This is a genomic window from Bifidobacterium sp. ESL0800 (assembly GCF_029395355.1).
Taxonomy (GTDB): Bacteria; Actinomycetota; Actinomycetes; order Actinomycetales; family Bifidobacteriaceae; genus Bifidobacterium.
Window position 1 is genome coordinate 772,692 of sequence record NZ_CP113913.1, and the last position, 25,814, is coordinate 798,505.

Sequence of the window (25,814 nt, forward strand, 5' to 3'; positions counted from 1 at the left end):
CTCAGTCGAGATACTTACTTCTTTGCCCCGGAATTCGTGCCTGTTGTGCCGTTGCCCGTCTGAGAACCGGAAGTAGACCCAGAGCCATTGCCACCAGTACCGGTGCTGCCGGAAGTCGATCCGCCAGTGGAACCGGAGTCGGTAGATCCGCTGTTGTTGCCGTTGCTTGTACCGGTATTGGAAGAATCGCTGGAATTGTTGGAATCTGAATCCGCTCCGTTGCCGGAGTTACCGGAATTTCCGTTGCCTGAATTATCGCCGTTTGCGTTTCCTGAACCGCCACCTGAACCATTGGAAGTCGACCCACTTGAAGTCCCGGAATCAGGGCTGGAACCGGAATTGCTTTGATCTGTTGTGCCGTTGTTCTTTTGTGAGTTGCCGTCGGTTTTCTGGTTGCTATCGCTTTCAGTGTTGCTTGGATCGTTGCGCTGTTGACGATTCTTCGTGGCCGAGTTCGTGACGATGTTGCGAACCACATCATCGGTACCCTGCCCTTTGGTTGCCAGTGAAATGATGCCTGCGGTAATGCCTACAGCGACCAATGCGCTGACGACGGCAACGACGATCGCCAATCGCTTATAACGTTTTTGCTTCGAAGAATCGAACACACGAATATGGCCATCGTGTTGTCCGGGACCGCTTTTCAGCGTTTTGCCGGAACCGGCTCTCGACTGCTGTTGCCGGGCGACCGGCGGCATCAGCGAGGTCTTGCCGAAAGCCGATGGCGCCAAGACCTGAGTCCCTTCGACATTTCGATCGGCTTTGCCTGCAGCAGGAGTGGTTTCATCGCTTTCATGTTTGCCAACTTGGGTGGCAGTCAGCGTCTTGGTCGCATCGTGCTGATCAAAGCCAGCGTCCGTCTTTCTGGTGGACGCCAAAGCCGCCAGACTCGCCGATGTTCCGTCGTCGCGCAGCATCGGCGTGACGCGTGAACCATGAGCCGGAAGTTGCCGCAACTGACCGTGGTGTTGGACGTCGGAGCCTATTACCCGTGTTTGGTCGTCGGAACCCGCACCAAGGGCGGCCTGTCTGCCGGTGTCATCGTCTTGAGGGGCGTTTTCCTGCAGTTTCCTGCTTGATTCCTTGAGCACATTCTGATAGATCTGCGAAGCCACAGCTGAAACGATGGAACCGACAGCCACACCGATCACGGAACCGGCTATGCCGATTTTCGCGGACAACAGGAACGAAGTGACCGCAGCAAGCGCACCGGCTATGATCTGCGAGACCGAAATTCCCTTGAAAAAATTCTTCATGATACCTAAGCCTATCGAACGAAATTGGAAAAAGCTGAAAATACGCAAAACCTTGCCGAACGCTTACAGGAAACGAACGCCGGTTGCACAGCAATTTCATCGGCATTGTCAAGAAATACCAAAATATCGGCAGAGACAAGGTTTTCCTGCTAGATTAGCCTTCAACGGAAAGGTACAGATGCAACAACACGGACAGCATACCACGCAATATTCGGTGTCGGAGCTGCACAAAAGCCGCCGTCATTGGCCGGCAGCATTGGTCGCGATATTGCTCGTGGCCGCTCTGGTCGCCGCAGGAAGCTTTCTCTACCTAAAGTTCCGGAAACCGAATTCGGCGGGTCTTGGCGCCAATGTCACCAGCGCGCCTAAAACTTCCCCCTCGTTGCCGGGCCGATCCGCGCAAAAACTCAAAAGTTCCGTTGATTACAACCACAACGGCATCGATGATTACAGCGACTTCGTGCAAGGCGCACGCAAGGACGCGAATGTCCATCCCACCTATGACGACAGCTACGTGCAGGGCGGCTACCCGGCGGACAATCGCGGAGCCTGCACCGATACCATCTGGCGCGCGTTCAAGAACGCCGGATACAGCCTCAAGGACATGGTTGACGCCGACATTGCCGCACATCCGGCCGATTACCGCAACGCCGCCTCCAACTTCGACACCAATATCGATTTCCGCCGAACCGCCGTGCTGGACGTGTTCTTCAAAAAATACGGACAGGCCCTCACTACCGATACAGCCCAAACCGACCAATGGCAGCAGGGAGATCTCGTTTTCTTCGCCAACCAAAAGCACAATGGTCATATCGGCATGGTCTCCGACCGGCGCGATGAAAAATCAATCCCCTACCTCATCCATAACATGGGGCAGAAGGATCGCGAGAACGACTACCTCAACCAGCCGAACCATATGCCCATTCTTGCACATTACCGTTTTGACGCTTCGAAAATACCGGCTGACGTGCTGAAACCCTGGCACTGAGCCTTAGTCGGCAAAGCCATTATTACGTATCGCAGATGATAGTATTACCGATTCTCGAATCAGGGGTTTTGACCGGAATCAAAATAATCGGCTCTTCGGCATTACTCGAATGACGATTGCAAACAGACTATTATCGAGAACCTCTTAACCCGTGACCCCTACTTTTTACGACAATCGTGCACCCAATCCTCCACCCGTCGCAACAGATTGACGAAGACCGAGCGATGCAGGATAGACATGAGCACAGCCAGGAAGATCAGCGCGAAACCGACCAACGTCGTCAACCTCAGCGTCGTCGACCAGAAGAGTATCGAGAACAATTCGGAAAACAGGCTCTCCGTGCACATCACCACGGAGGCCGACGATGCGGAGACGTGCGCCAGGCCGATGTTCTGCATGATCTGCGCCAAGGTCGTCGCCCCGATGAACAGGTAAAGGAAACTCACGATGATTTTCGGTTCCAGCCAGGAAGCATTCGGAGCCGGTTCGGTGAAAATCGCACCGATCAGGAACAGGACGCAGGCGACGGCGAATTGGACGAAGGTGACCGCGATCGCGTTGTATTTCTTGGAATAGATGCCGAGATATGTCAGATTGAACGAGAAGACGACGGCACAGGCGATGGTCATCCAATCCCCCAAGGTGAGGGCAAGCGAAAAGCCGCCCGGTTTCAGCGAGACGAAGCCGACGCCGATCAGACAGATGACTCCGGCGATGATGTTGATGTTGTGTGGCCTGTTTTTTGTGGCCAGCCAAGCGGCGAAAGGCGTCAGCACACAATAGGAAGCCGTCAGGAAAGCGCTTCTGCCGGGATCGATCGTCAGCAGCCCTTTGGTCTGCAGGACCATCGTCCCCCAGTAGGTGACCCCGACCACGAGCGCAGGAACCTGCATCGACTTGTTGAGCGCGGGAATGATATGCTTGCCGAAAATAAGCAGCATGATCAGGCACGCCCCGCCGGTGCGCATGGCCATGAGCCATTGCGGGGTAATCGCCGTCATCGCGATCTTGGAGACCAGATAGCTGCCGCCCCACAGCGCGGCGCAACACAGCAGCATGAGTCTGGCGAGATTCGGCGGGAAATTGCGGGAAAGACGGCTGCGCAGGCCTTGGAAGCCGCGGCGGTCGGTGCCCTTCGACGAAAGGTAGGTCGCAAACGTATGCGCCATGGCCTTCTCCCTCTTGTCCTTCTCTGATTTGTTCGCTTAAGACAGCAGCGAACGAATCAGGTCTTCTCTCTCAACTCTGCCGCGTCCTTCAAGGCTTCTAGCGACCCGTACGAGCTTATTGCCCTTCGTCTCCGAAATCTGCAGGTAGGGCTGTTCAAGCCGTTTCTACAGACACGCAAACCTTGTTTGCCGCTATTCAAAATAGACATATTCTTCTCGCGACACGCCTAGAAATACGGGGAAATTACGGTTATGGAAACATTTCACGCGTTGGTTACATTTTTCTGTCTCAGTTTGAGATTTCAGATATTGAAAACGGGAGTGAAGATGAGAGCCGCAACATATTTTCGCCGCATTACCGGTTTGCGACATCTGCATTTTCGGCATTGTTATGCTCGGTGAGCAATGTCACACGTTTATTCTAGTGAAAGAGTGCCTGACGACGTAGAATAAAAGCGTATGTAGAGCAGTTCGAACGAAAGGACAGCATTATGGCTACGCTTACCCCGGAAATGAAGGAATTCATCAACAACAACCTCGCGTGGATCGCGACCGTCAGCAAGGACGGCCAGCTCGATCTCGGCCCGAAGATGTCGATGTACGTGCTCGACGACAACCACCTCGCCTATCACGAGCGCACCGCCGGCCAGCACTACAAGAACCTTGAGGACGGCAGCCCGCTGGTGATCTGCTTCGCCAACCTCGAAAGCAAGAAGGGCTACCGCTTCCGCGGCAACGTGACCCTGCACTCCGACGATGCGATCTACGACGAGCAGGTCAAGGTCGCCGAGGAAAAGGGCACCAAGAAGCCCGCCACCATCCCGGTGCTCGAGATCACCGAGATCCAGGATCTCTCCGCCGGCGCCAAGGCCGGCACCACCATCAGCAAGGACTGAACTTGCTGAGAACGGCTTGGGCGCTTGATTCCCGGCCGCGAACAGTGTGAGGACCTCCGTGATTCGTATGGAGGTCCTCTTTTTGTATGCCTGCCTTGCCTGGTATGCGCCAAAGGGCTAAAGCAGTCAGGGCTGAGTGGACGAAGGAGTGGGAATGTGCCGCAGATTTTCGCTTGACCTTGATTGGGCCTCCGTTGCTTCGGATTTCGGTGTCGACGATGAAGACGTCGACACTTATGCACTGCCGGCTCGAACGTTTCGCGTCGAACCGAAGCAGACCATCGGGGTCCTCGCGGCAGGCGAGGATGGTCGACGGCATCTTTCGGGCGGCTATTGGTCGCTGGTACCTTCTTACAGCGACAAGCGGGAGCTCGCCTATCCGACCTATAACGCACGTATGGAGACAGCCGCGCAAAAGCCGACATTCAAAGACGCGATGCGAAGCCGCCGTGCCATCATCCCAGCTTCCGGGTATTTCGAATTCAAAGGCAGGCGTCCGTTTTATTTTCATGCTCAAGGCGACGCCATGCTCGCCATGGCCGGCCTGTTTTCGTGGTGGCGCGACAACGCGGATTCCCCATGGACGCTCACCGCTACGATCCTGACCTGTGATGCCGTCGGAGAGGCGGCGAAAATCCACAACCGCATGCCGTTGCTCGTTTCGCGTGATATGACCGGACAATGGCTTGATCGCCACGTCGATGGATCTGGAATCATTGACGATATTCATACGGCGAGCCTATCTATGTCCGAAAACCTTGATTGTTATGAGGTCGCCGAACCGGCACCGGAAGAAGACGGACCTCGGTGCATCCGCCCGAAGGCAAAGCGCGTGTGCCTGAGTCTTTTCTGAGCCTCAACCAGGAATGCCACAATGCAAACAAACGGACTAGTTACAGAATTAATCACAGTTTTGGCCTCATTTTTGTGATTAATTCTGTAAAATCGCTCATGATGCAGAGAACATCACATTTTTAGTGCATTTTCTGTGATTAGCGTCGTACACCGAAGATGCTAATCACACTTTTACCCCATTATCATGATTATCTCTGTACGTCGAAGACGCTAATCACACTTTCGATTCGAAGTTTATTCCACGATTTTCCTGAATTTATGCTGCTTTAACATCGTAAAAGTGGCCCAACAAATCAGATAACCAATGTGACCAGGTATGGCGTTGATTATCTGCTCCAAAACATCGTTCTGTCAGCGATGCGGGGAACACCAGCCTCAATCAGCTTTTTCGTCACCGTATCACGTTGCAATATATCTTTGTAGTCGAAACGCACTATTTGCGAAACGCCGGAATTCAGCAAATCCTGCTCGCGTTGCTTCTCGGCATGAACAACCTGACGAATGCTCTGTCCGCCCGTCATAGTGGCGTCGGTGTATTTGTTCATACCGTCATATTCAACAACGACAGCTTTCCCGTTTGCGAGCCGGTACAATCCATCAACCCTATATCTTCGACCATCCTGCATCCGGAATTCCTGTTGCAGTTCAGGGGCCGGGAAACCTTCTTCGATGATGATTGCGCGGCACAGCGACTCTCCCCCATTTTCGCTTCTTGAGTCTGCATAGCGCAGCAGCACACCAATTCTGGCTTCAACAGCTGGCACAGCCTTCGAGGTCTGCATCAACGCTGACTTCGTTGTCAGCCGTTTTCTCAATGCTGAATCGATTATCGGCAGCACCTCGTGGAATTCGAATCTTGCCGCACAATCAAGCAAAGCCTGAGTAACCGAGGTCATGGACCGGTCTTTGTCAAAGAGCGTCTCGTTCGGTGTGACGTGAACGTATCGTGTTTTGCTTGTTTTGGCAACACCAATTGCTTTTGTAGACGCCAGAAATATCGTTTGTTGCTCGTTTAGCCAGAAAGGATACTCGATTCCGTAGAGCGCAATCACGCTCAGACCTGCAAAAATCAATTCCGGACGCCAGATATGCAGTCCTCGTATTATCCATACATACTGCTGTTGCACGCTAAGATTCCGCCAAATGTCTTGCAATGCGTACAAACCACGCCTTGCCCTGATCACCTGTCCCGATCGGGTAAGCCTGTAAAGAATTTCCTGGTCAGCGTGGCTTGCAACGTACAGACATCGTCCATGGCTCGCTGCCTCATGCAGTTCGTCTTCGATACGTTTGTTGATCTTCATATCACAAACTCTAATGAATTTGCTCCGATTTGCGGGGCAAAAACAGGTACTGTGGTCGAATGATAGCCAGTGCGGAAAATCTCGGGCGTTTCGTGCATAACTTTTCGGTTATACACATCGCTATCCACACGTCGATTACGAATTCCGAGATAATCTCCGCGCTTTTTGATGAGATACAGAGATAATCACAGAAAAAGGCCCAATTATGTGATTATCTCTGCAGACCAAAACAAATGCATTGACAATCACAGAAACAGAACGGATTTCGTGATTATCTCCGCAAGCCTACTGAGATAATCACAGGATACAAACCGCATCGCCCATCCGAGTCTATCTATCATGCATCATGTGTGGTGTTCGACGTGCAGCAATGGCGCGCCGCCGACACCCTCGTAGATATCCGCATGTGGGGTGGCGTCGAGATTCAAATCGACGTGAAGTTTGGCGCTGCCATCCCTGGCTGTGACATCGTAGGCGTAATGCCTGTTTTCAAGCAACGTCGGCTCTGTAGCGGCGTCGATCAGCCAGGGCCGGGCGCTTCTGATCGAGGTAAGCCGGCCAATGAGCGTATACATCCACTTGCCGTCGTCAGACAGGTCTTCCGGAGTCTCGGGGTATTCCGGGCGAACCTTGTCGTCGCCGCCGACACCATCGGTTTTCTCTGCCAGCATCGCCCGTTCGTCGCCGTAATAAATCGACGGGGTGCCGCCCACGGTAAACAGGATCACGGCCGCCAGAGCGAGTTTCCCTTCGTCCTGAATCTGGCTGGCGATCCTGGTGACGTCATGGTTGCCGATGAAGGTCTGCGGTATGAAGGTCTCAAGGAAGCCATCGTGACGTTTCAGACACCAGTCGAGCTCGAAGAAATTACCGTCTTTGAGGCTGCTCCATATCGCTTTCCACAGTTCGTACTGGGTGACGGTGTCGATGGTGGAATCACGCACGAACTGCGGGTAATCGCCTTGTATGGCCTCGCCCATGAACCAGGCGTCGGGAATCTCACGGCGCACGCGCGGCAGGACTTTCGCCCAGAACCGCGTCGGCACCGTCATGGCCGCGTCAAGACGCCAGGCGTCGACGCCGCGTCGCATCCAGTAGGTCATCACGTCGGTCACCAGATCGGCGACGCGGGGCGCATCGTGGTTGAACGCCGGCAAGATGGCATGACCTTCGAATTTTGCATAATCAAGCGTCCCGTCTTGCGTCACGGAGAAGCTGAACATGTCATCGCTGTCGTGTCCGACGGATTTGCCTGCTTCCATCTCGTCTTGCGCTTCTTTGAGCTCGCGTTGGAACTCCGGGAAATCCCTGCCGACGTGGTTGAAAACACCGTCGAGCATCAGCGCGATGCCGCGTTGGTGACAGGCGGTGACCAGCCGATCGAAAGCCATGTCATCGCCGAGCCGAGGGTCGATCCGGTAAAAATCGATGGTATCGTAGCCGTGCGTGTCGGAGTCGAAAATCGGCCCGAGCAAAAGCCCGTTGCAGCCCATGCCTTTCATGTAGTCCAGCCAGTTGACCAGACGATCGAGCCTAGGCGTTATTTCACGTTCGGCATCGGACTGCGGACGCACCGGAGCACCGCAGAAGCCCAAAGGATAAACCTGCCACCAGATGCGTTTGCTGCAATCATTCATACGGGCACCTCGAATCATTACTGCGATATGAATTGTTCTTTTCTATCATACGCAATACTATCGGTTTAGAGCTGAGGATTCTCCCATTGCTCGGTATCGGCGATGGCCGGGCCGTGGTTGTAATCGGAAAGCGCCCAGCGCAGCAGCTGACCGGCGATGGCGATGGGGATGAGCCTGGCCCAGTGCGCGTTGCGCATCGAGAAGACCGCCGAATTGGCATCCGTGTCATTGTCTGCGTTGAGCAGGGTTCGCACCGTGTCGGCGATGCAGGCGCCATGCGAAAAGACGTAGAGATCCGTATCCGGCTCGGCCTTGCCTGCCCATTCGGCGATGGCCTGCGAGGCTCGAAGACCAACATGCTTGTCCGGTTCGACATCGTGCTTGAGCTCGCCGCCCTCGCCGTGGAGCCACGAGACGAAATCATCCGGATACTTTTCCATGATCTCGCGGGTCGCATGGCCTTCCCAATCGCCATAATGGCGTTCGCGCACACGCGGGTCCGGGTGAACCTCCTCGCCGATGAGATCGGCGAAAGCGTGGGCGGTGGCCATGGCCCGGCCCAAGTCGGAGGCGACGATCAGACGGTGTCGTGCCTGATCCTTCTCACCGTCGACATACAGCTCTTTCAATGCCTTTCCGGTCTGATGGACCTGCCAATCGCCTACTTCGTCAAGAGGGATGTCAATGGTGCCCTGAACGCGTCCGGTAGCATTGTAGGAGGTACGTCCGTGCCGTACCAAGGTCAATGAACGGACGTGGACATTGGGATCGAATAGAGTGCTGAAATCCATCGTTGAACTCCTAACAGACGGACGGAGTGGTTGAAATCTTAATCCGGATCGGCAAACAAACGGCTGAAGTATTGGCCGACGTCTCAGCCGCGTTCATCGCCGGTTCGGCCGTCGGCAGTCTCGTCATCGCCTGCTTTTGGCAGCTTGAGGTCGATGGCCGGGCAGTCCTGCCAGAGCCGTTCGAGGTCGTAGTATTGACGCTCTTCCTCATGCATGATGTGGATGACGAAATCACCGTAGTCGAGCAGCACCCAGCGGGCCTCGTCAAGACCTTCGCGGTTTCGGGGCTCGAGTTTTCCGCCTTTGGTGTACAGTTCTTTTTCAACCTCTTCGGCCACGGCCAGGACCTGGCGCTCGCTGGAGGCCGTGGCGATGAGCATCGCGTCGGTGATGGCGATGGGGCCGGTGACGTCGAAGGCGACGATATCGGTGGCCTTCACCCTGTCGGCCGCCGCGGCGGCCAGACGCAGGGCATCAATCGAACTTTGCAGTGCTGCCATTAAATTAACGCTCCCATTCGGGCTTCCAGCCCTCTACTACGTGTTGTGTGTTTTCCGAATATACCATTGAATCGTCCGGCACCGCGTGGCGGATGACCGAACCTGCCCCGGTGGTGACATTGTCGCCGACCTCGACGGGTGCGACGAAAAGATTGCCTGCACCGACGTGGACGTTCGAGCCGATGTGGGTGCGGTTCTTGTGCACGCCGTCGTAATTGGCGGTGATGGAGCCGCCGCCGACGTTGGAGTTCTCCCCCAGCTCGGCGTCGCCCATGTAGCTTAAGTGCGGCACCTTGGTACCGGCGCCGATATGCGCCTTCTTCATCTCGACGAACGCACCGGCCTTCGTGCCTTCTTCAAGCACGTTGCCCGGCCGCAAGTAGGTCCACGGGCCGATGTTGGCGTTGGCGCCGATATGCGTTTCCTGCACGCGACTGCGCTCGACGGTCGCACCCGTGTCGATCTGTGCGTCGATAAGCGTGGTGTAAGGTCCGACGACGGCATCTTCGGCGACGGTGGTGTGCCCTTTCAGGAAGGATCCCGGCAGCACGGTGACGTCACGCGCCAGCTGGACGTCGTCTTCGATCCATGTGGTTTCCGGGTCGAGAATCGTGACGCCTTCGCGCATCCAAGCCTCGCAGATGCGCAGGTTGTGCTTACGGGAAAGGTGGGCCAGCTGTACGCGGTCGTTGACCCCTTCGACGCTCAGGGAGTCCGCCGCCGCGAGAGCGCCGACCTTGCCGTTCTTGCGGGCGCTTTCGAGGGCGTCGGTCAGGTAGAATTCGCCTTGCGCGTTCTTCGAGTCGAGACCCTGCACCGCTCTTGCAAGCACAGCCGCGTCGAAGACATAGACGGAGGTGTTGATCTCGTGGACCGCCAGCTCGCTGCTGTTGGCGTCCTTCTGCTCGACGATACGCAGCACGCTGCCATCGCTGTCGCGAATGATGCGGCCGTATCCCGTAGGGTCGTCAAGCTTGGCGGTGAGCACGGTGGCATCATTGCCGCTGGCCTTGTGGAACGCGAGCAAGGCATCGAGCGTTGCAGAGTCGAGCAAGGGCATATCACTGGCGGCGATGAGCACGGGGCCGGCGAGCTCGCCGTCGGCATCAAGCTGGTTCATGGCGCATTGCACGGCGCGTCCGGTGCCGGGGATGTCGTCCTGCCTGACGATTTCGACGTGCTCGTTGTAACCTTGAGCAGCCTTGGCCACGCGATCGGCCTGATAGTGCACGACCACGGCGAGCGTGGCGGGATCGAGCGCGGAAACCGAGGCCATCACCCGTTCAAGGAAGGTCTTGCCGGCGAGTTCATGAAGCACTTTCGGCTTGGTCGAACGCATGCGCGTGCCTTCACCGGCCGCGAGAATAATTGCCGCACTCAATGCCATATCCACTCCAATTCCGGTGCCTCGAAAACGAAACACTCACCTAAATATGCAAAACGGCTGGCATCCGATACACGGAAATCCAGCCGACTTGAACAAGTTCCTCCACCTGGATTCGAACCAAGACTAAGGGTTCCAAAGACCCGTGTGCTGCCTTTACACCATGGAGGAATGGAACGGCCCTAAGACCGAACCGACTTTCTATTATGCTGGTTGCCGCTGACAACCCGACACGCTCGACAGACAAGACACCGAAAACGGTCGTCGGCGACCAATCGAACTCACGGGTTCCGACGATGCCGGATCAAGCGAAGAGGAAGCCCTGGCCGTGATGCTCGGGATAGGTGTCGAAGAGCTTGGCGACCGAACCGTCCTCGAAGACGGCCTTGATGGCGCTGGCGAGCAACGGGGCGATGGAAAGGACCGTCAGCCCGTCCCAACGCTTGGATTCGTCGATCGGCACGGTGTCGGTCAGCACGACCTCACGCGCACCGCAGTTCTTCAGGCGCTCGACGGCCGGGTCGGAGAGCACGCCGTGCGTGGCCACTACGGTCACCGACTTGGCGCCGGCCTGCTTGAGGACGTCGCAGGCGCCGACGATGGTGCCGCCGGTGTCGATCAGATCGTCGACCAGCACACAATCCTTGCCGACCACGTCGCCGACCACCCGGTTGGAAGTGGCGTGGTTCGGACGGTTGATATCGCGGGTTTTGTGCACAAAGGCGAGCGGGCCGCCGCCCAAGCGCTGCGCCCACTGCTCGGCCACACGGATACGGCCGGCATCCGGGGAAACGACGGCGACATTGTCGAGATTGCCTTCAAAACGGTCACGAATGTAATCGACGAGCACCGGCATGGCAATGAGATGATCGACCGGACCGTCAAAGAAACCCTGGGACTGTGCGGCGTGCAGGTCCACGCTCATCACACGGTCGGCGCCAGCGGTACGCAGCAGATCGAAAACGAGACGGCATGAGATGGGCTCGCGGCCGAGGTGTTTCTTGTCCTGACGGGAATAGCCCAAAAGCGGGCACACGGCGGTGATGGAACGGGCCGAGGCGCGCTTCAACGCGTCGATCATGATGAGCTGTTCCATGATGGCCTTGTTGACGTCACCCGCATGACTCTGCAATACAAATACATCCGCGCCACGCACCGATTCGGTGTAACGCACATACATCTCGCCGTTGGCGAAATCGTACGCCGTGGTCTCCAAAACGTCGATGCCAAGCTGGTTGGCGACGTCCGCCGCCAGCTGGGGATGGGCCCTGCCGGTGACGAGAATGAGATTCTTACTGGGCTTTCCTTCTAGGATTGCGCTCACCATGTCTCCAAACGTTATCGTCTGTATGAACCAAAGCCATATTAGCCGCTCAACGAGACGGGGACACACGCACCTCGTCCGCGTCTCTTCGACCGCAACCATATGGCTGCTGAGCGGATTTGGAAACCGTCCGAAACTCATTAAGCACGACCATGACGCACAAAACGTTCAATGCGAAAAACACCGAATCGACATACCAATAACGCTGCAGCCATCCCCCGCCGAAAGACGATACCGCTTGCAGCAAGACGATTGCGGACAGACACACCTGGACGATACGAAGCCGGGTCTTTTTCATCGTTATGCCTCCATTGGCAGTGTTAGTTAAATCTCACTTATCAATACAAACGTACCATGCCAAGGTGCTAATGGACAAACAGCGCAATCAGTCCTTGGCATACAACCCATGTTTGGCAATGTATTGCACCACGCCATCAGGGACGAGATACCAGACGGGTTCGCCCGACGCGGCGCGGTGACGGACGTCGGTCGAGGAGATCGCCAGCGCTGGGATTTCCAAGGTGTCGACCTCGACCTGCGAGCGCATGTGTTCGGGGCTCTGGTAGCCGGGACGGGTGACCGCGACGAAGCGTGCCAGACCGAACATGTTCCGCGCTTCCTTCCATTTGAGGATTTCGGCGACGGCGTCGGCGCCGGTGATGAAGAAGAGTTCGGCGTCGGGGTTCAACTCGTGAATGTCGCGTAGCGTATCGATGGTGTAGGTGACACCAGGGCGGTCGATGTCGACGCGGGAGACGGTGAATTTGGGGTTGGAGGCCGTGGCGATGACGGTCATCAGATAGCGGTCTTCGGCGTTGGTCACGTCCTTGTCGAGCTTGAACGCGGGTCGGCCCGTCGGCACGAAAATCACCTCATCGAGGTCATAGACCCATGCCACCTCGCTTGCCGCCACCAAATGGCCGTTGTGGATCGGGTCGAAGGTGCCGCCCATGATGCCGATGCGTCGATGCCCGTTGCCGTGGCGATGTCCCTGTTGTCCGGTTGTTGCGGCATCGATAGAGTCGGGACCGGTTTGCTGGGAAAGACCGGACATCTTGCGTGCCGGTTCGTGATGCTGTGAAATCTTGGCGTTGGACGCTGACGGCATGGCACCCACGTGCGCAGACTTGGAAGATTCGCCGCTGCCGGCGGCTGTATACTGGCCAATCGAGGTCTCGGCGTCGCTCATGCCTTGCCGTTGCCCTTGTTCTTGGCGTTTTTCTCGTTCTGGGATTGCTCCGTTACGGTCTCTTCGCGTTTCTCGTCGGCCTGTTCCGTCTGTTCCTCGATCTTTTCGGCGGTGGCATGTTGGCTGGTGTCGATTTTGCCCATGTCCTCGTCGTATTCGTCCTGCACCACACGACGGATCTCGGCGAACGTCGGAATCGGGAAATCGGGCTGGTACAGGCGGCGCACGGAGGCGACGCACTCGCTGGCACGGATCAGCAGGTCGGTCATGGCGTCGATGCCGCCTTGCGCCTCCTGCCTGCTGAACTCGGCAATGTAGCGTTCCATGGCGGCAAGGCGTTCGGCTACGGTCTTTTGGCCGTCTTCATCAAGGTCGACGACGTCGTCCGCATCCATTTCAGGCCACCCGACAAGCGCCGCATCCGCATATTCCAAAGAGGCTCGTTGGTCGGCGGTTGCGATGCCGTCCTCCACCTGCACCAGAAAAACGTAACGCACGATGGCAAGCCGTTCCGAAGCGATCTTCAGGCCGATACGGGGATTGCTCATATCGATTCCGCGATCTTTGGCCAACTGGTAGTCGGCCTGCCCCTTTTCCTGCGCACCTTGCTCGCCTTCCGGTATTTTCTGCCCGTCCGTTGTGGCGGTAGCGGTCGCCGGCTGGTTGTCGGGATTCTGGCTGGCGGAAATATTGCCTTCCAGATTGTTGTCAGCGCCCTTGATACCGGCGTCGTCGTTGCTCTGTTCAGCGTCGTTCATATCATGTCCTTCGCTTGTCATCAGGCCCGCACCTGGCCGGTGCCGTAGCCGATCCATTTGGTCGTGGTCATTTCCGCAAGCCCCATCGGTCCGCGGGCGTGCAGCTTCTGCGTCGAAATACCCAATTCAGCTCCAAAACCGAACATACCGCCATCCGTGAACCTTGAGGAGGCGTTGGCCATGACCACCGCCGAATCGATACGCTTGGTGAAGCGTTCGATGGCGCTGTAATCCTCGGACATGATGCACTCGGTGTGGCCGGTGGAATGCGCGTTGATATGCTCGATGGCCTCGTCAAGCGTTCCCACGACCTTGACCCCCATTTTCAACGCCAGATATTCCGTATCCCAGTCCTCGCCCGTGGCATGCACCAGGTTCACGTTTCCGATGCCGCCTTGTTCGATGATCTCATATGCCTCATCATCTGCGTGAAGTTCCACTCCAGCATCCGCGAGCGCGCGTGCCGCCAATGGCAAAAACTCCTTGGCCACGTCACGGTGGACGATAAGCTTTTCCGCGGCGTTGCAGACACCGACCCGCTGCGTCTTGGCGTTGAGGATGACGGGGATGGCCTTGGCAAAGTCCGCGGCTTTGTCGACATAGATGTGGACGTTTCCGGCCCCGGTTTCGATGACCGGCACCTTGGAATTGCGCACGACGGCCTGGATGAGACCCGCTCCCCCGCGCGGCACCAGCACGTCGATATGGCCGCGCGCCTCCATCATCGCCGTGGCGCCCATACGCCCGAACCGGTCGACCGAGGCCACCAGCGCCGGATCAAAGCCTTGCTCCTGCAAGACCTTTTGGATGATGGCAAGTGTGGCTTCGTTGGTATGCCGCGCCTCATGACCGCCGCGCAACAGGACGGCGTTGCCGGATTTGAGACACAGCGAGGCCACGTCGACAGTGACGTTGGGCCGGGCCTCGTAGATCATGCCGAACACGCCGATCGGTACACGCACCTCGTTCAGGCGCAAGCCGTTGGGCAGCGTCGAGCCGCGCACGACCTGACCAATCGGGTCGGGAAGGGTGGCCACATGGCGGACGCAGTCGGCCGCCGCCTTCACACGAGTTTCGTCGAAGTGCAGACGGTCAAGCTTTCCGGCACTCATACCTTCCTGCCTGGCGGCACGCATATCGACATCATTGGCTTGAGCGATGGTCTTGCTCGCCGCTTCAAGTTCGTCCGCCATCGCGTCCAGCAAAGCGTTCTTCATTTCGCTGTTGGCTTCGGCGAGCACCCGCTGCGCCTGCGTTGCGGCGTCGGCCATGGCGCAGACCTGACGGAACACCTCCGAATCCAAAACCGTCGAATCCTGACGACCGCTTGCAAGCATGTTGCTCTCCCTCAAATTCAAAACGTGTTTCACTGCGATCGGGCATCCGCCGTGACTTTGAAAAGCCGGCACGCGCCTTCTCTGTTGCCAACGATTGTAAGCCTTGCCGCGTCCAAAACGGAGCTGCCATGGCCGATTCGGACACCTTCGGTATTCGGGGTTGCGTTCAGTTAGACTGATGGACACAGCGAAATTACGTGACCGCCCAAAGCAAACGAGGCAAGTTGTGATGAATACCACTTTCCATAGCACCAGAAGCGCTTCCGAACACCTGACCAGCCGTCAGGCCATCCGTCAGGGTCTCGCCGGCGACGGCGGTCTGTTTGTCAGCGATGACCTCGGTAGTCGGCAAATCGACGTAGCGACGTTGGTCGGTAAGCCATACCAGGACATGGCCCGCACTGTGCTGGGGGTACTGCTGCCCGATTTCTCGGCCTCTGAACTTGACGAATGCGTGCAGGCGGCTTACGGCCCGCAATGGCTCGATGGTGCCATCACTCCGCTCAAACCGTTGGGCGACGATTACATCCTCGAACTGTTCAACGGGCCGACCAGCGCTTTCAAGGACGTGGCTCTGCAGATCCTGCCGCAGTTTATGGCACGCACCGCCTCGGGCGTATCCGACGGACACGGGGAACCCTCCGATCAGCATACCGCGGCAGAGAAGGTCATGGTGCTCACCGCCACTTCCGGCGACACCGGCAAGGCGGCGCTCGCCGGCTTTGCCGATACCCCCGGCACGGGCATCACGGTCTTCTACCCTTCAGGCAAGGTCAGCGAGATCCAGCGTTTGCAGATGACCACCCAGAGCGGTTCGAACGTCAACGTCTGCGCCGTGCGCGGCAATTTCGACGATGCGCAGACCGCGGTCAAACGCATTTTCGGCGACGAGGATCTGGCCGCAACACTGCGGAATGACAATAACGTCTCGCTCTCCTCCGCCAACTCCATCAACGTCGGCCGGCTCGTGCCGCAGGTCGTCTATTACTTCTCCGCCTACGCGCAGCTGGTCGAACGCGGGGCCATCAAGGTCGGCGACAAAGTCGAGTTCGTGGTGCCGACCGGCAATTTCGGCGACATCCTCGCCGGCTATTACGCCAAGATGCTGGGGCTTCCGGTCGGACGCCTCACCGTCGCCAGCGACCGCAACAACGTGCTCTTCGATTTCCTCATGACCGGCACCTACAACCGCGAGCGCCCGTTCTACCAAACCACTTCGCCGTCCATGGATATTCTAGTTTCCTCGAACCTCGAACGGATGCTCTACTACATGTCCGACGGCGACATGCGCCTCATCCAGTCGTGCATGACCGACCTGAAGGATTGGGGCGCCTTCGAAATCCCCACGCCGCTGCTGCGTCGCATCCGCAAGCTCTTCGCCTGCGGGTGGGCCGACGAGACGCAGGTGAGCCAGGCGATCGCCGACTGCTGGAAGCGCAACCGCTACGTCATCGACCCGCACACGGCCTGCGGCTACTACCTGCTTGAGCAGATGCCTCGCGAAAAGGACATGCCGCGTGTGCTGCTGAGCACCGCCAGCCCCTACAAGTTCCCGCGAGTGGTCGGCCGTGCGCTCGGCCTCGACACCACGGGCACCGATTTCGCGTGCATGGATCGCCTCGCGCAGGCAAGCGGTACCACGGCGCCTAGGAATCTGCGTGATCTGGAACACGCCGCCGAACGCTTTACCGACGTCATCGACATCGACGCGATGCCCGGCTACGTCCGCGACGTCTCGATGCGCCTTTAACTACCGCCGCCTCGACACCGGCGATCGAACGTTTCCGACATACGCCATCCGTGTGGATCGACCGGGTCTCGGCCGCACGCCACACTCACGGTTTCCGATGTGCGACCATCAGTTGGGAGAACCAGCAGGAAAGCGCGAACACGGCCATGGCCACCACCATGCCGATGATGGCCGGCCATGGCATCGGCAACCCCGGCAAGCTCCATCTGAAATTGACAAAGGTCTCCCACACGGATTCCGGTATGCCTATCGAAAGAGACATCGACACAGCAAACACGATGAGCAACGGCACCAACGCGACAATCTTTGCGTTGGCCGGGAAATAGTAGCACAATGGCAGCACCACGGCGTTGAAGCACAGGGAGAACATCAACAGGGCCAGACTCAGAGAGATCACACTGCCGGGGTAATCCGGCAGATACATGATGGCGCCGCAGACCGATTGGACGACGAACGTCAGAAGCATCACCGCGAGCACAAGGACGTAGCGACCGACCACTTGGCCTCCGTGTACGTGGCGCGACGTCGTCTCCGCCGCTTTGCCACGCAAACGTCGCTCATGACCGAAGACCACCACACCGGTCATCGACGAGCTGAAGAATACGAGAACGAACACGAACAGGGGCAGCAGATAGTTGCCGATCACCCGCGCAAGCGTCGCGAGCACCACCGCCAACGTCAAGAATACCGGGCATGAGACGGCTTTCTTGATTTGCGTCAGGCGCCACCAATCGAGACGAAACGCCTTGACTACCTGTCCCAGATCCATGTTCACAACTCCTTACGCTCGTAGATGTGCATCGACAACCGGCAGGACAGAATGTACATTACCACGGCCACGATCAGGCCGATGATGGCCACCCACGGGATCGGTCCAAGTTTGGCGCCGGTGACGAAGGTTATCACCTGGCTCAACACCGCATCCGGCACGGTGAGTGCGACGACCGCCATCAGCGCTCCGATGACGAACAGCAGGATGAGCGCATAGCCCATCGCCTTCGTCGCGGGGAAGCGATAGCCGATCGGCAGGTACAGACTGGCAAGGATGGGGGCCACAATCAGCACCAGCAGCGTCAGGCCAACGGCGACATTCATCCTTTGCGGCGTATACATGATCAATCCGCAGACAGCCTGCAGCACAACGGCGATGGCAACGGCAATCAGCGTTAGAACGTATCGTCCGACCACCTGATTGGCCCGCGTGGCAGGCAAAAGCCCATTGAGTTTCCCGCTTCCCGTCTGGTCCTCATAGCTGAAGACTATCATGCCGGTCATGGCCGATACAAAGACGAGCATCCCGGTGACGGCCCCGCTCATGGGATCCATCACCTCTTCGTTGCCCATTATTCTGGCTATGATCGCGAATATCAGCGGCAAAGACACCAACAGCCACACGCTGCCGCCAACGCCGTTGACGCTTTTCCTGTTGCCCCACGCCAGGACCTTGTATATGTCGATGCGGAAGGCTTTGCCGATTTGTTTGGAATCCATGATTTCGTTCACTCCTCGTTCATGCTCGCTGACGTTGGTGCCTTGGCCGTATTGGTCAGGCGGATGATGTCGTCGATGGACACCGGTTCGCTGATGAATGCAGAGGTTTGACCGACGATGCTGTCGGCGACCTGACGATGGACCAGTGCCTCGAAACCGGTGCCGAAGCAACGCAGTCCTACGGCATTCGGCTCGATGTCTGCAATCTGGTCGAGACCGCCTTTGACGATGCGGAAGGAATCCTCGAACTCGTCCTTCGGACCGGTGTAATAGAGCTGCCCCTGCGTGATGTAGGTGATGAAGTCGGCGGCTCGTTCGAGGTCGGAGGTGATGTGGGTGCTGAACAGCACACTGTGTTGCCCGTCCTCCACATACCCTTGCAGGATGTCCATCAGCTCGTCCCGTGCCAGTACGTCGAGACCGCTGGTCGGCTCGTCCAGAATCAGCAGTTTCGCGTCGTGACTGAGAGCGGCCGCGATCATCAGCTTCATCTGCATGCCGCGCGAGAGATCCTTGACGATCTTCTCCATTCCGAGTCCGAAGCGATCGGCATAATAGTCGAACCTTGTCTGATCCCAGTTGTCATACATTATCGCCATGACCCGTCCGGCCATCTTCACACTCCAGTAGGCTGAGAAATAGCTGGAATCGAACACCACACCAAGCCGCTCTTTGACCTTGACCTCGTCGGCGATGCTGTCGCGCCCCAACACGCTGATCGAACCGGAGTCGCGATGGACCATGTTGAGGATGAGCTTGATGAGCGTCGATTTGCCGGCGCCGTTCGGTCCGATCAACCCCATGATGTAGCCCATGGGCAGATCGAAGGTCACCGGGCCGAGGGTGAAGTTGGAGCCGTAACGTTTCGTCACGTCAGTGACGCTCAGTGCCATTGACTCGGCACTGCTGACAGCGGAGACACTGCGTGTATCCGGTTTGGCCGTCATAGGTGATGACTGTGTCATCATCGTATTCCTTTCCTGTTCACCGATGAACCGATAAGAATCGTATAAGAAGTGGCGCAAATCCTTGTCAACAGATGAACGAAAAGCAACCAACGAGCACTGCCCGAGGCTCCTGAATATCGTACGTTCACCGGTTTGACAGAAGATTCACTTGGCTTTCTTATACTCAGTCTCGAGCATATCCATCAGGTCAATGAGCGGGATATCAGCCGCTTTGGCGGCCGCTCCCACCTGACGCAAGGCGTTGCGCACCTGGCCGATGAGCTTCTTCTTCATCCGTTCATCACCCTTGTCGGCGACAAACGAACCCTTGCCCTGCACGTTGACCACGATGCCCTCATCCGCCAGCTCGTTATAGGCGCGGGTGACGGTGAGCACGGAGATTCGCAGTTCACGGGCCAGCTTGCGCAGGCTCGGCAGCGCATCTCCGCCTTTGAGCTCACCGTTCAGCACGGCCTCGCGTATCTGACGTTTGATTTGCTCGTAGATCGGTTCTCCGGACACGGATGAGATGATCAGTTTCATCTATGCCCCTTTCTGTTTGCGTTTATCAAACAGCATGCATATCTTTTAATAAGACTGTTATACTGTTCAGCTATACTATATAACAGTTATGCTAACTGTGCAAGTCGTAACTATAACAGTTGCCGAGGGGCGTCATCGAAGTCATTGATGACGCCATCGGCAATCCTGGCGATCTCATCTCTGTCAATGGCTGAATACGAGTCCTCCATGGCCCAGACGCCCATGCCAGCTTTCTTCGCCGTACGCACTGCCGTGAGCAGATCCTCGAAAACGGTGCAATGTTCCGGCCGCACGCCAAGACGCGACGCGGCCAGCAGATAGACCTCCGGGCTGCTCTTGCTGGCGGCTTTCGTATCCTCAACGCTGACGACCGTCTCAAAATACGAATCGATGCCGACGTGGCGCATCGCAATCTCACGGACCTTGGGCGACAGCGACGTCGCCACCGCAAGCCTGGCTCCGCTGGCTTTGAGATCATCCAGATACTCGACGGCATGAGGCTTGGCCTGCACCGTCGTGCCGTATGCCTCGAGCACCATCTCGTCCCAATGTCGCGACAGCTCATTCGGAGTGTCGTCAAGCCCGTAGCGCTCGATGGTGTAGCGCGCCACCTCGTCCGGTTTCATCGCGCAGACGTCGCTCATATAATCATCGGTTAGCGTCAACCCGCGTTCTGCGAAGAAATCGACATCGACCTGATGCCACACGTCCATGGAGTCGAGCAGGGTGCCGTCCAAATCAAAGATGGCCGCTTTGCCTTCGTTGGTTCTCATATTCTGCTTTCGTCCAGGAGCTCTTTGGCGTGGTCTAGAGACGTGGCGGATTCGCTGCCGGAGAGCATTCTCGCGATTTCGTGGATGCGGGCGTCGCCGGTGACCTCGTTGACGGTCGTCTCTACAGTTGCCTTCGAACCGGCATTTCTGGCTTTGACTCCGGACTTGCCCTTGCTCACTACGAATTGGGCATCGGCCCATGAGGCGACCTGCGCCAAATGCGTGACGACGATGACCTGTGAGGTCTTGGAGAGCTTGGCCAAGCGTTTGCCCAATTCGACCGCTGCTTTGCCTCCTACTCCGGCGTCGACCTCGTCAAAGATGAAAGTCATGTCGGATTGGTCAGCGCCACGTTTTTCGGCTACGGACAGTTCCAACGCGAGCATGAGTCGGCTCAGTTCGCCTCCGGACGCACTTTTCCCCATCGGCAGTTGCGGCGAGCCCGGGAACGGCGTGAACAGAAATTCGATGTCATCGATGCCGTTCACTTCCAATGGCCAAGTCGAGACACAGGAAGAAGCATCGTCTTTTGCGTTTTTCTTCGACGCAGAGTTGCCTTTTCCCGCTGAATCACGCCGCGTCACTCGTATCTCGAGCCCGGAACCGGCCATGGCCAAAGCGGAAAGCTCTTTGGTGACGGTATTGGCCAAAGCCGCTGCCGCGAGCTTTCTCTTTTTGCTCAAGGCCTCGGCTGCTTTCATAGCCTTTTCGAAGGCCTGTTGGCGCTCTGCCTTGAGCTCATCGACCTTTTCAGGAGAGGCGTCCAGATCTTCCACTTCGAACGCAGCCTTGTCTCGCCAAGCGATGACATCCTCGAGCGTCGGCCCCCAGCGACGGGTCAGCTCGTCGAGCTCGTGAATACGTGAATTGATGAAGTCCAATCCTTCCGCGTCCTCGTCACTGTCCACTTCGTTGGAAAGTGAAAACACGATATCGGAAAGATCGTTGTTCAGTGACTCCAGGCGGTCGGCAGCCTCACCAAACGACCCGCCGACATGGATGGTGCGCAATGCCTGGATGGCATGGGTGATGGCATCGGAAGCGCCCTGTGCGTCGCTGTCCGAATCCACTTGTGAAGCGTCCAACGCGGAAAGCGCCGACCCCACACCTTGGGCGATCTCCGCTGCATTCTCGACTCGCGAGCGCTTTTCCTTGAGTTCCTCGTCCTCACCAGGCTTGGGATCGACTTTGTTGATCTGCTCGATGGATTCTCGCAGATAATCTGCCCGCGCACGGGCTGACGCCTCCTGATCGGTGACATAGTGCAGACGTCGGTCAATAGCCTGCAATTGTTCCCATGCTTGCCGATAGGCATCGAGCTCCGCTTTGTCGTCGGCGGCCATATCAAGAAATTCCCGTTGCCGCGCCGGCGACGCCAGACGCATCTGATCGGCCTGTCCGTGAATGGTGACCAGTTGCGAGGCGATGTTGCCAAGCACGTTTCTGGGAACACTGTGCCCGCACAATACGGCTCTGGAACGCCCGGAAGCAGGAACCGTACGCGAAAGGAAAAGCTCTTGCCGGCCGATTTCGTCGGGATCCGGATCCGTCTTCTCACTGTCTGTATCCAGCACTCCGGCGTCCTGCGCAAGACGTGTTGCTTCGCCGTTCTCGTCGACATCGAAAATTCCTTGGGCCCAAGCCGAATCCGCACCGGCGGATACGCGTGCCACGCTGGCCGTCGCCCCAGAGATGAGGCGAATCGCGCTCAACAGCATGGATTTGCCCGCACCGGTTTCGCCGGTAATGGCAGTCATGCCCTTGCTCGGAGTTAGCAAGGCAGAACGAATGGGCCCGAGATTGCTCACTTCCAGTTCTTCAAGCATCGCTTTTTACCTTTCAGACACATCATTTTTCCCGGGCAGGCCTCGACCGCCGCCATCGGCGGTCACATCCCGTTTATTTCCCTCAGCGGTTTCATCGGTTTCTTCGTCGCCACGTTCGGAATGCAAAAAGCCGGTAGAAAGAGCCCCGATCTCATCATCCGTTTGTCCCGTCCGGACTCCGTTCCACTCCCCTTGTTGCCCAGCCGCCAAAGGATGACCTACCTTCGCCCTGTTTTCGCTGGCGATGATGCCCTCCCGCTTGCGCTCCTCGAGCCGCGAACGCTGGCGAAGGCTTACGCTGGGAAGATTGAACTTGGTGACGAGACGATTGGTGAACGGCACGCCTGAAAGGCTGGCGAGTCTGACGGTAAGCGCAGAAAGATGCACTGTGGTCCGTGTCCCGTATCCGAGTCTCATTTTCCTTCGTCCGTCGCAGCAGATCCAGCCCTCGGTCAGGGAATCATCGATCAGATCGACGCTGAAACGCGAATGCTCCCCGATCACCATAGGGCGTGTGAACAGCGCGTGCGCGGCCAACGGTATCAGCTGCAAGGCTTTGACGTCCGGCCAGATTATCGGCCCGCCCGCAGAGAACGCATAGGCCGTCGAACCGGTCGGCGTCGAGATGATCACGCCATCGCAGCTGAACGAGCTGGCTTCCACCCCGTCGACACCGACGGAGAGCTCGATCATATGGTCACGATCGGCCTGTTGGATGGTGATGTCATTCAACGCCCAGTCGTTCAGGGTTTTCCTGCCATCCGGAGAAACCACGGAAACGCTCGCCAGATTGCGTTCATCAATCGAATAGTCCCGGTCGGCCACCCGGGCGATCGCCTCGCTCAATTGGAAGCTCTCGAATTCCGCAAGGAACCCGACGTGCCCCAGATTGATACCAAGAATAGGAACTTCAGTATTGTGGACCAGCTCTGCAGCCCCCAGAATCGTGCCATCCCCGCCGAGCACGACGACGATCTCCGTATCGCTGCCAACGATGGGAGACGACTCACCGAATTTCGGCGGATCGAGGCTGTCGACGATACGAACACAGAATCCGGCACGTTCCAGCTGATCAACCGCCTCACGCACGACAAGACTGGTCTCGCGAAGACGGGCATGTGTGACCACGACTGCATGTCGTTTACCGACCATCGTCCTGCCTCTTTCACACTTGAGAGTCCGGAAACGAAATCTGTTTCCACTCACATCCTAACCGAACCGTATCTACAAAAGAGCTTACTCCAAGGCAAACCGACAAGAAGCGACTTCGCCTAACATCATGCCCGGAAACGTCGATCTGGCATGGTTATTCGACAGAAAAATCAGCATTCCAAACAGAAATCATCAATTTGTAATATCAAGAAATCTTGAATGTTGCTTGATTTCCTGTTATTGGTTTTATTTTTTCCTAAAGTTCCGGTAATACGGAGAAATAGTATCCAAACAGTATTCGAGAAGAGCCGAAAGGGACAACCATGAACCTCAATACCTTCGGCGGAACCATTCAGGACGGCGACTACGATGTCCTCATCACCCACGGCAACACCATAATGCGCGAAAACGTGACGTTCGATACGCTTGTTGTGAGAGGGATTCTGCACACATCACTGTGCCGAGGGCGCAGAATCATGATGGATGGCGGCATATTGAGCTGTTCAGGCAAGATCGTTTCGGACCGCCTTTCAGGACACGGCAGTATACGCGCCAAACAGCATATCTCTTCACGCCGCATTGGTTTTATCGGCGAGATAAGCACCGATGCGAACATCGTCGTCAAAGAAACCCTTCAAATCGACGGTTCCATCGATGCCAGATCGTTTAAAGCCACGAACGCAAGGATAGCGGGGCATACAGCCATCAAGGATTTCGCCGAAACGAACAGGCTCGAGATACGACCGATACAGTCGACGATGTTCGAACGATTCGGAATGGGCAAGTATCTCGAACCCAACAGCATTCAACGTATTGTCGCCACTAGCGTGGCGCTAAGCAATACGGTCTGCCGGAATATCGATGCCGGATACGTGGCATTGTCGAGCCATTCTCAGGTTGAGAAAGTCATCTATGACAACGATCTAAGACTCGACAAGACTTCCAGAGCAACTCTCATCGAACATCGGTGGAATGAAAATGACCATGACGAGCTTCAGCGCAAGGTGGCATAAAGCAGGTATTCCCGATTGCCGTGCGTCCCCTGTATCGGCGAGGGGCAGGTGGCCACCACATCGAGCCCGTTGGCTTTGGCGCAATCACAAACGGTTTTCAGAGCCGCACGACGCAGCTCCTCGTCTTCCACCACGCCATTCTTTCCAAGATGCCCTTTGCCCACCTCGAACTGCGGCTTGACCAGGAGCACGATATCGGCTTGTCTCGCAGCGATTTTGGCAATCACCGGGATCACATAGGTCAGTGAGATGAAGGATACGTCGGAAACGATGAACGCCGGAGGGTACGGCAGATCTTCCGGCTCGACGTCCCTGATGTTGACACCGCTCATTTCGATGATGCGCGGATCGCGGGAAATACGCGGGACCAACTGGCCATGGCCTACGTCAAGTGCAATGACCGAGGAGGCGCCATGCCGAAGCAGGACGTCACAGAACCCGCCTGTGGACGCGCCGATATCTAGGCAACGCAAGCCTGCTGGCGAAGGCAAGCCCAAATCGCCGAACCGTTCAAAAGCTCCAAGCAATTTGTACGCCCCTCGAGAGGCGTAGTCGTCTCCGGTATCGACCGAAACCTGGGCTCCATTTTTTACCTGCACAGACGGTTTGTCGGCAAGCCGACCGTCGACTGTTACTTTTCCAGAACGGATGAGACGCTGGGCCTGGGTACGGCTATGAACCAGACCCTCAGAGGCCATATACGCGTCCAATCGCATGTTTGCCGTCATCCTTGCTGTTGACTGTTCAATTTCGTGTTCAGCGTCGCCAATACGCCACGGAATGCCTCGATTTTCTGCTCGTCGTCCATCTGGGCCAAGCCGTCAAGCTCGTCGTAACGTTCACGCAAATCCTCAAAAGAGGTCTCGGACTGGAATTGTGCTTGCCCACCGTTGCCGAACGGCGAACCGTCTTCGTTTCGAACAGCCATGAA

At 57.0% G+C, this 25,814-nt stretch carries 24 protein-coding genes, 1 tRNA gene and 1 pseudogene; 5 read left to right on the plus strand and 21 right to left on the minus strand.

Annotated elements, in window-relative coordinates:
- Positions 1-14 precede the first annotated feature (14 nt).
- Positions 15-1,256: a hypothetical protein gene (locus OZX75_RS03240; protein WP_277146843.1), complete on the minus strand. Its 1,242-nt coding sequence runs from the start codon at positions 1,254-1,256 to the stop codon at positions 15-17.
- Between OZX75_RS03240 and OZX75_RS03245 the strand changes: the two genes are divergently transcribed.
- Positions 1,216-2,244 carry a DUF1287 domain-containing protein gene (locus OZX75_RS03245; RefSeq protein WP_277146845.1) on the plus strand — a complete coding sequence of 343 codons (1,029 nt, stop codon included), beginning with the start codon at positions 1,216-1,218 and terminating at the stop codon, positions 2,242-2,244. The genes OZX75_RS03240 and OZX75_RS03245 overlap by 41 nt on opposite strands.
- Before the next feature lie 158 nt (positions 2,245-2,402).
- Here OZX75_RS03245 and OZX75_RS03250 read toward each other — a convergent pair whose 3' ends face one another.
- Complete coding sequence (locus OZX75_RS03250; protein WP_348519493.1) at positions 2,403-3,302, minus strand: DMT family transporter; 900 nt, start codon at positions 3,300-3,302, stop codon at positions 2,403-2,405.
- Between the two features lie 602 nt (positions 3,303-3,904).
- Here OZX75_RS03250 and OZX75_RS03255 point away from each other — a divergent pair.
- Together OZX75_RS03255 and OZX75_RS03260 are read left to right on the plus strand one after the other, a co-directional pair.
- On the plus strand, positions 3,905-4,309 hold the full coding sequence (locus OZX75_RS03255; protein WP_277146849.1) for a pyridoxamine 5'-phosphate oxidase family protein: 405 nt from the start codon (positions 3,905-3,907) through the stop codon (positions 4,307-4,309).
- A gap of 154 nt (positions 4,310-4,463) precedes the next feature.
- A complete protein-coding gene (locus tag OZX75_RS03260) occupies positions 4,464-5,162 on the plus strand; it encodes an SOS response-associated peptidase (protein WP_277146852.1) in 699 nt (232 codons plus the stop codon).
- A 328-nt stretch (positions 5,163-5,490) separates the two neighbouring features.
- Here OZX75_RS03260 and OZX75_RS03265 read toward each other — a convergent pair whose 3' ends face one another.
- The 10 genes from OZX75_RS03265 to OZX75_RS03310 form a co-directional block, all read right to left on the minus strand.
- Positions 5,491-6,468, minus strand: coding sequence for a hypothetical protein (locus tag OZX75_RS03265; protein ID WP_277146853.1), 978 nt, complete (start codon positions 6,466-6,468; stop codon positions 5,491-5,493).
- 344 nt (positions 6,469-6,812) lie between these two features.
- Complete coding sequence (locus OZX75_RS03270; RefSeq protein ID WP_277146855.1) at positions 6,813-8,105, minus strand: alpha-amylase family protein; 1,293 nt, start codon at positions 8,103-8,105, stop codon at positions 6,813-6,815.
- A 65-nt stretch (positions 8,106-8,170) separates the two neighbouring features.
- Complete coding sequence (locus tag OZX75_RS03275) at positions 8,171-8,896, minus strand: histidine phosphatase family protein (protein WP_277146857.1); 726 nt, start codon at positions 8,894-8,896, stop codon at positions 8,171-8,173.
- An 83-nt stretch (positions 8,897-8,979) separates the two neighbouring features.
- Complete coding sequence (gene rsfS / locus OZX75_RS03280) at positions 8,980-9,396, minus strand: ribosome silencing factor (protein ID WP_277146859.1); 417 nt, start codon at positions 9,394-9,396, stop codon at positions 8,980-8,982.
- A gap of 4 nt (positions 9,397-9,400) precedes the next feature.
- Positions 9,401-10,783 (minus strand): bifunctional UDP-N-acetylglucosamine diphosphorylase/glucosamine-1-phosphate N-acetyltransferase GlmU, encoded by a 1,383-nt coding sequence (gene glmU / locus OZX75_RS03285; RefSeq protein ID WP_277146861.1) that lies wholly within the window; start codon positions 10,781-10,783, stop codon positions 9,401-9,403.
- Positions 10,784-10,880: 97 nt separating this feature from the next.
- Positions 10,881-10,951, minus strand: a tRNA-Gln gene (locus OZX75_RS03290).
- 133 nt (positions 10,952-11,084) lie between these two features.
- A complete protein-coding gene (locus OZX75_RS03295) occupies positions 11,085-12,107 on the minus strand; it encodes a ribose-phosphate diphosphokinase (protein WP_277146863.1) in 1,023 nt (340 codons plus the stop codon).
- A gap of 382 nt (positions 12,108-12,489) precedes the next feature.
- Positions 12,490-13,212: a nicotinate-nucleotide adenylyltransferase gene (gene nadD / locus OZX75_RS03300; RefSeq protein ID WP_277147369.1), complete on the minus strand. Its 723-nt coding sequence runs from the start codon at positions 13,210-13,212 to the stop codon at positions 12,490-12,492.
- 77 nt (positions 13,213-13,289) lie between these two features.
- Positions 13,290-13,841, minus strand: coding sequence for a phosphoribosylglycinamide synthetase (locus OZX75_RS03305; protein ID WP_277147371.1), 552 nt, complete (start codon positions 13,839-13,841; stop codon positions 13,290-13,292).
- A 230-nt stretch (positions 13,842-14,071) separates the two neighbouring features.
- Positions 14,072-15,388, minus strand: a complete 1,317-nt coding sequence (locus OZX75_RS03310; protein WP_277146865.1) for a glutamate-5-semialdehyde dehydrogenase — start codon at positions 15,386-15,388, stop codon at positions 14,072-14,074.
- A 229-nt stretch (positions 15,389-15,617) separates the two neighbouring features.
- Between OZX75_RS03310 and thrC the strand changes: the two genes are divergently transcribed.
- Complete coding sequence (thrC, locus tag OZX75_RS03315; protein WP_277146867.1) at positions 15,618-17,138, plus strand: threonine synthase; 1,521 nt, start codon at positions 15,618-15,620, stop codon at positions 17,136-17,138.
- An 85-nt stretch (positions 17,139-17,223) separates the two neighbouring features.
- Here thrC and OZX75_RS03320 read toward each other — a convergent pair whose 3' ends face one another.
- The 7 genes and pseudogenes from OZX75_RS03320 to OZX75_RS03350 form a co-directional block, all read right to left on the minus strand.
- Positions 17,224-17,907, minus strand: coding sequence for an ABC-2 transporter permease (locus tag OZX75_RS03320; protein ID WP_277146869.1), 684 nt, complete (start codon positions 17,905-17,907; stop codon positions 17,224-17,226).
- Between the two features lie 2 nt (positions 17,908-17,909).
- Positions 17,910-18,629 carry an ABC-2 transporter permease gene (locus tag OZX75_RS03325; protein WP_277146871.1) on the minus strand — a complete coding sequence of 240 codons (720 nt, stop codon included), beginning with the start codon at positions 18,627-18,629 and terminating at the stop codon, positions 17,910-17,912.
- Between the two features lie 8 nt (positions 18,630-18,637).
- A complete protein-coding gene (locus OZX75_RS03330) occupies positions 18,638-19,576 on the minus strand; it encodes an ABC transporter ATP-binding protein (RefSeq protein WP_277147373.1) in 939 nt (312 codons plus the stop codon).
- A gap of 165 nt (positions 19,577-19,741) precedes the next feature.
- Complete coding sequence (locus OZX75_RS03335; protein WP_277146873.1) at positions 19,742-20,119, minus strand: GntR family transcriptional regulator; 378 nt, start codon at positions 20,117-20,119, stop codon at positions 19,742-19,744.
- A gap of 110 nt (positions 20,120-20,229) precedes the next feature.
- The gene (locus OZX75_RS03340) at positions 20,230-20,892 is read right to left on the minus strand and encodes an HAD family hydrolase (protein WP_277146875.1); all 663 of its coding nucleotides are present in this window, start codon (positions 20,890-20,892) and stop codon (positions 20,230-20,232) included.
- Positions 20,889-22,718, minus strand: coding sequence for a DNA repair protein RecN (gene recN / locus OZX75_RS03345; protein WP_277146878.1), 1,830 nt, complete (start codon positions 22,716-22,718; stop codon positions 20,889-20,891). The genes OZX75_RS03340 and recN overlap by 4 nt, the downstream gene beginning before the upstream one ends.
- Before the next feature lie 189 nt (positions 22,719-22,907).
- Positions 22,908-23,870 (minus strand): annotated as a pseudogene (locus OZX75_RS03350) (NAD kinase); the annotation flags it as partial.
- 323 nt (positions 23,871-24,193) lie between these two features.
- Between OZX75_RS03350 and OZX75_RS03355 the strand changes: the two are divergent.
- Positions 24,194-24,883 (plus strand): hypothetical protein, encoded by a 690-nt coding sequence (locus tag OZX75_RS03355; protein WP_277146880.1) that lies wholly within the window; start codon positions 24,194-24,196, stop codon positions 24,881-24,883.
- Here OZX75_RS03355 and OZX75_RS03360 read toward each other — a convergent pair.
- Complete coding sequence (locus tag OZX75_RS03360) at positions 24,865-25,599, minus strand: TlyA family RNA methyltransferase (protein ID WP_277146882.1); 735 nt, start codon at positions 25,597-25,599, stop codon at positions 24,865-24,867. The two genes, OZX75_RS03355 and OZX75_RS03360, sit on opposite strands and share 19 nt — an antisense overlap.
- Positions 25,600-25,607: 8 nt before the next feature.
- Positions 25,608-25,811, minus strand: coding sequence for a hypothetical protein (locus OZX75_RS03365; protein ID WP_277146884.1), 204 nt, complete (start codon positions 25,809-25,811; stop codon positions 25,608-25,610).
- Positions 25,812-25,814 lie beyond the last annotated feature (3 nt).

Coding starts and splice junctions, on each gene's coding strand:
- thrC (WP_277146867.1), top strand. CDS start 15,618: ATGAATACCACTTTCCATAGCACCAGAAGCGCTTCCGAACACCTGACC.
- recN (WP_277146878.1), bottom strand. CDS start 22,718: ATGCTTGAAGAACTGGAAGTGAGCAATCTCGGGCCCATTCGTTCTGCC.
- OZX75_RS03250 (WP_348519493.1), bottom strand. CDS start 3,302: ATGCTGCTGTGTTGCGCCGCGCTGTGGGGCGGCAGCTATCTGGTCTCC.
- OZX75_RS03260 (WP_277146852.1), top strand. CDS start 4,464: ATGTGCCGCAGATTTTCGCTTGACCTTGATTGGGCCTCCGTTGCTTCG.
- OZX75_RS03275 (WP_277146857.1), bottom strand. CDS start 8,896: ATGGATTTCAGCACTCTATTCGATCCCAATGTCCACGTCCGTTCATTG.
- rsfS (WP_277146859.1), bottom strand. CDS start 9,396: ATGGCAGCACTGCAAAGTTCGATTGATGCCCTGCGTCTGGCCGCCGCG.
- OZX75_RS03320 (WP_277146869.1), bottom strand. CDS start 17,907: ATGGATCTGGGACAGGTAGTCAAGGCGTTTCGTCTCGATTGGTGGCGC.
- OZX75_RS03295 (WP_277146863.1), bottom strand. CDS start 12,107: ATGGTGAGCGCAATCCTAGAAGGAAAGCCCAGTAAGAATCTCATTCTC.
- nadD (WP_277147369.1), bottom strand. CDS start 13,212: ATGCCGTCAGCGTCCAACGCCAAGATTTCACAGCATCACGAACCGGCA.
- OZX75_RS03310 (WP_277146865.1), bottom strand. CDS start 15,388: ATGCTTGCAAGCGGTCGTCAGGATTCGACGGTTTTGGATTCGGAGGTG.
- OZX75_RS03255 (WP_277146849.1), top strand. CDS start 3,905: ATGGCTACGCTTACCCCGGAAATGAAGGAATTCATCAACAACAACCTC.
- OZX75_RS03265 (WP_277146853.1), bottom strand. CDS start 6,468: ATGAAGATCAACAAACGTATCGAAGACGAACTGCATGAGGCAGCGAGC.
- OZX75_RS03355 (WP_277146880.1), top strand. CDS start 24,194: ATGAACCTCAATACCTTCGGCGGAACCATTCAGGACGGCGACTACGAT.
- glmU (WP_277146861.1), bottom strand. CDS start 10,783: ATGGCATTGAGTGCGGCAATTATTCTCGCGGCCGGTGAAGGCACGCGC.
- OZX75_RS03360 (WP_277146882.1), bottom strand. CDS start 25,599: ATGCGATTGGACGCGTATATGGCCTCTGAGGGTCTGGTTCATAGCCGT.
- OZX75_RS03365 (WP_277146884.1), bottom strand. CDS start 25,811: ATGGCTGTTCGAAACGAAGACGGTTCGCCGTTCGGCAACGGTGGGCAA.
- OZX75_RS03330 (WP_277147373.1), bottom strand. CDS start 19,576: ATGACGGCCAAACCGGATACACGCAGTGTCTCCGCTGTCAGCAGTGCC.
- OZX75_RS03325 (WP_277146871.1), bottom strand. CDS start 18,629: ATGGATTCCAAACAAATCGGCAAAGCCTTCCGCATCGACATATACAAG.
- OZX75_RS03240 (WP_277146843.1), bottom strand. CDS start 1,256: ATGAAGAATTTTTTCAAGGGAATTTCGGTCTCGCAGATCATAGCCGGT.
- OZX75_RS03340 (WP_277146875.1), bottom strand. CDS start 20,892: ATGAGAACCAACGAAGGCAAAGCGGCCATCTTTGATTTGGACGGCACC.
- OZX75_RS03305 (WP_277147371.1), bottom strand. CDS start 13,841: ATGAGCAATCCCCGTATCGGCCTGAAGATCGCTTCGGAACGGCTTGCC.
- OZX75_RS03270 (WP_277146855.1), bottom strand. CDS start 8,105: ATGAATGATTGCAGCAAACGCATCTGGTGGCAGGTTTATCCTTTGGGC.
- OZX75_RS03335 (WP_277146873.1), bottom strand. CDS start 20,119: ATGAAACTGATCATCTCATCCGTGTCCGGAGAACCGATCTACGAGCAA.
- OZX75_RS03245 (WP_277146845.1), top strand. CDS start 1,216: ATGATCTGCGAGACCGAAATTCCCTTGAAAAAATTCTTCATGATACCT.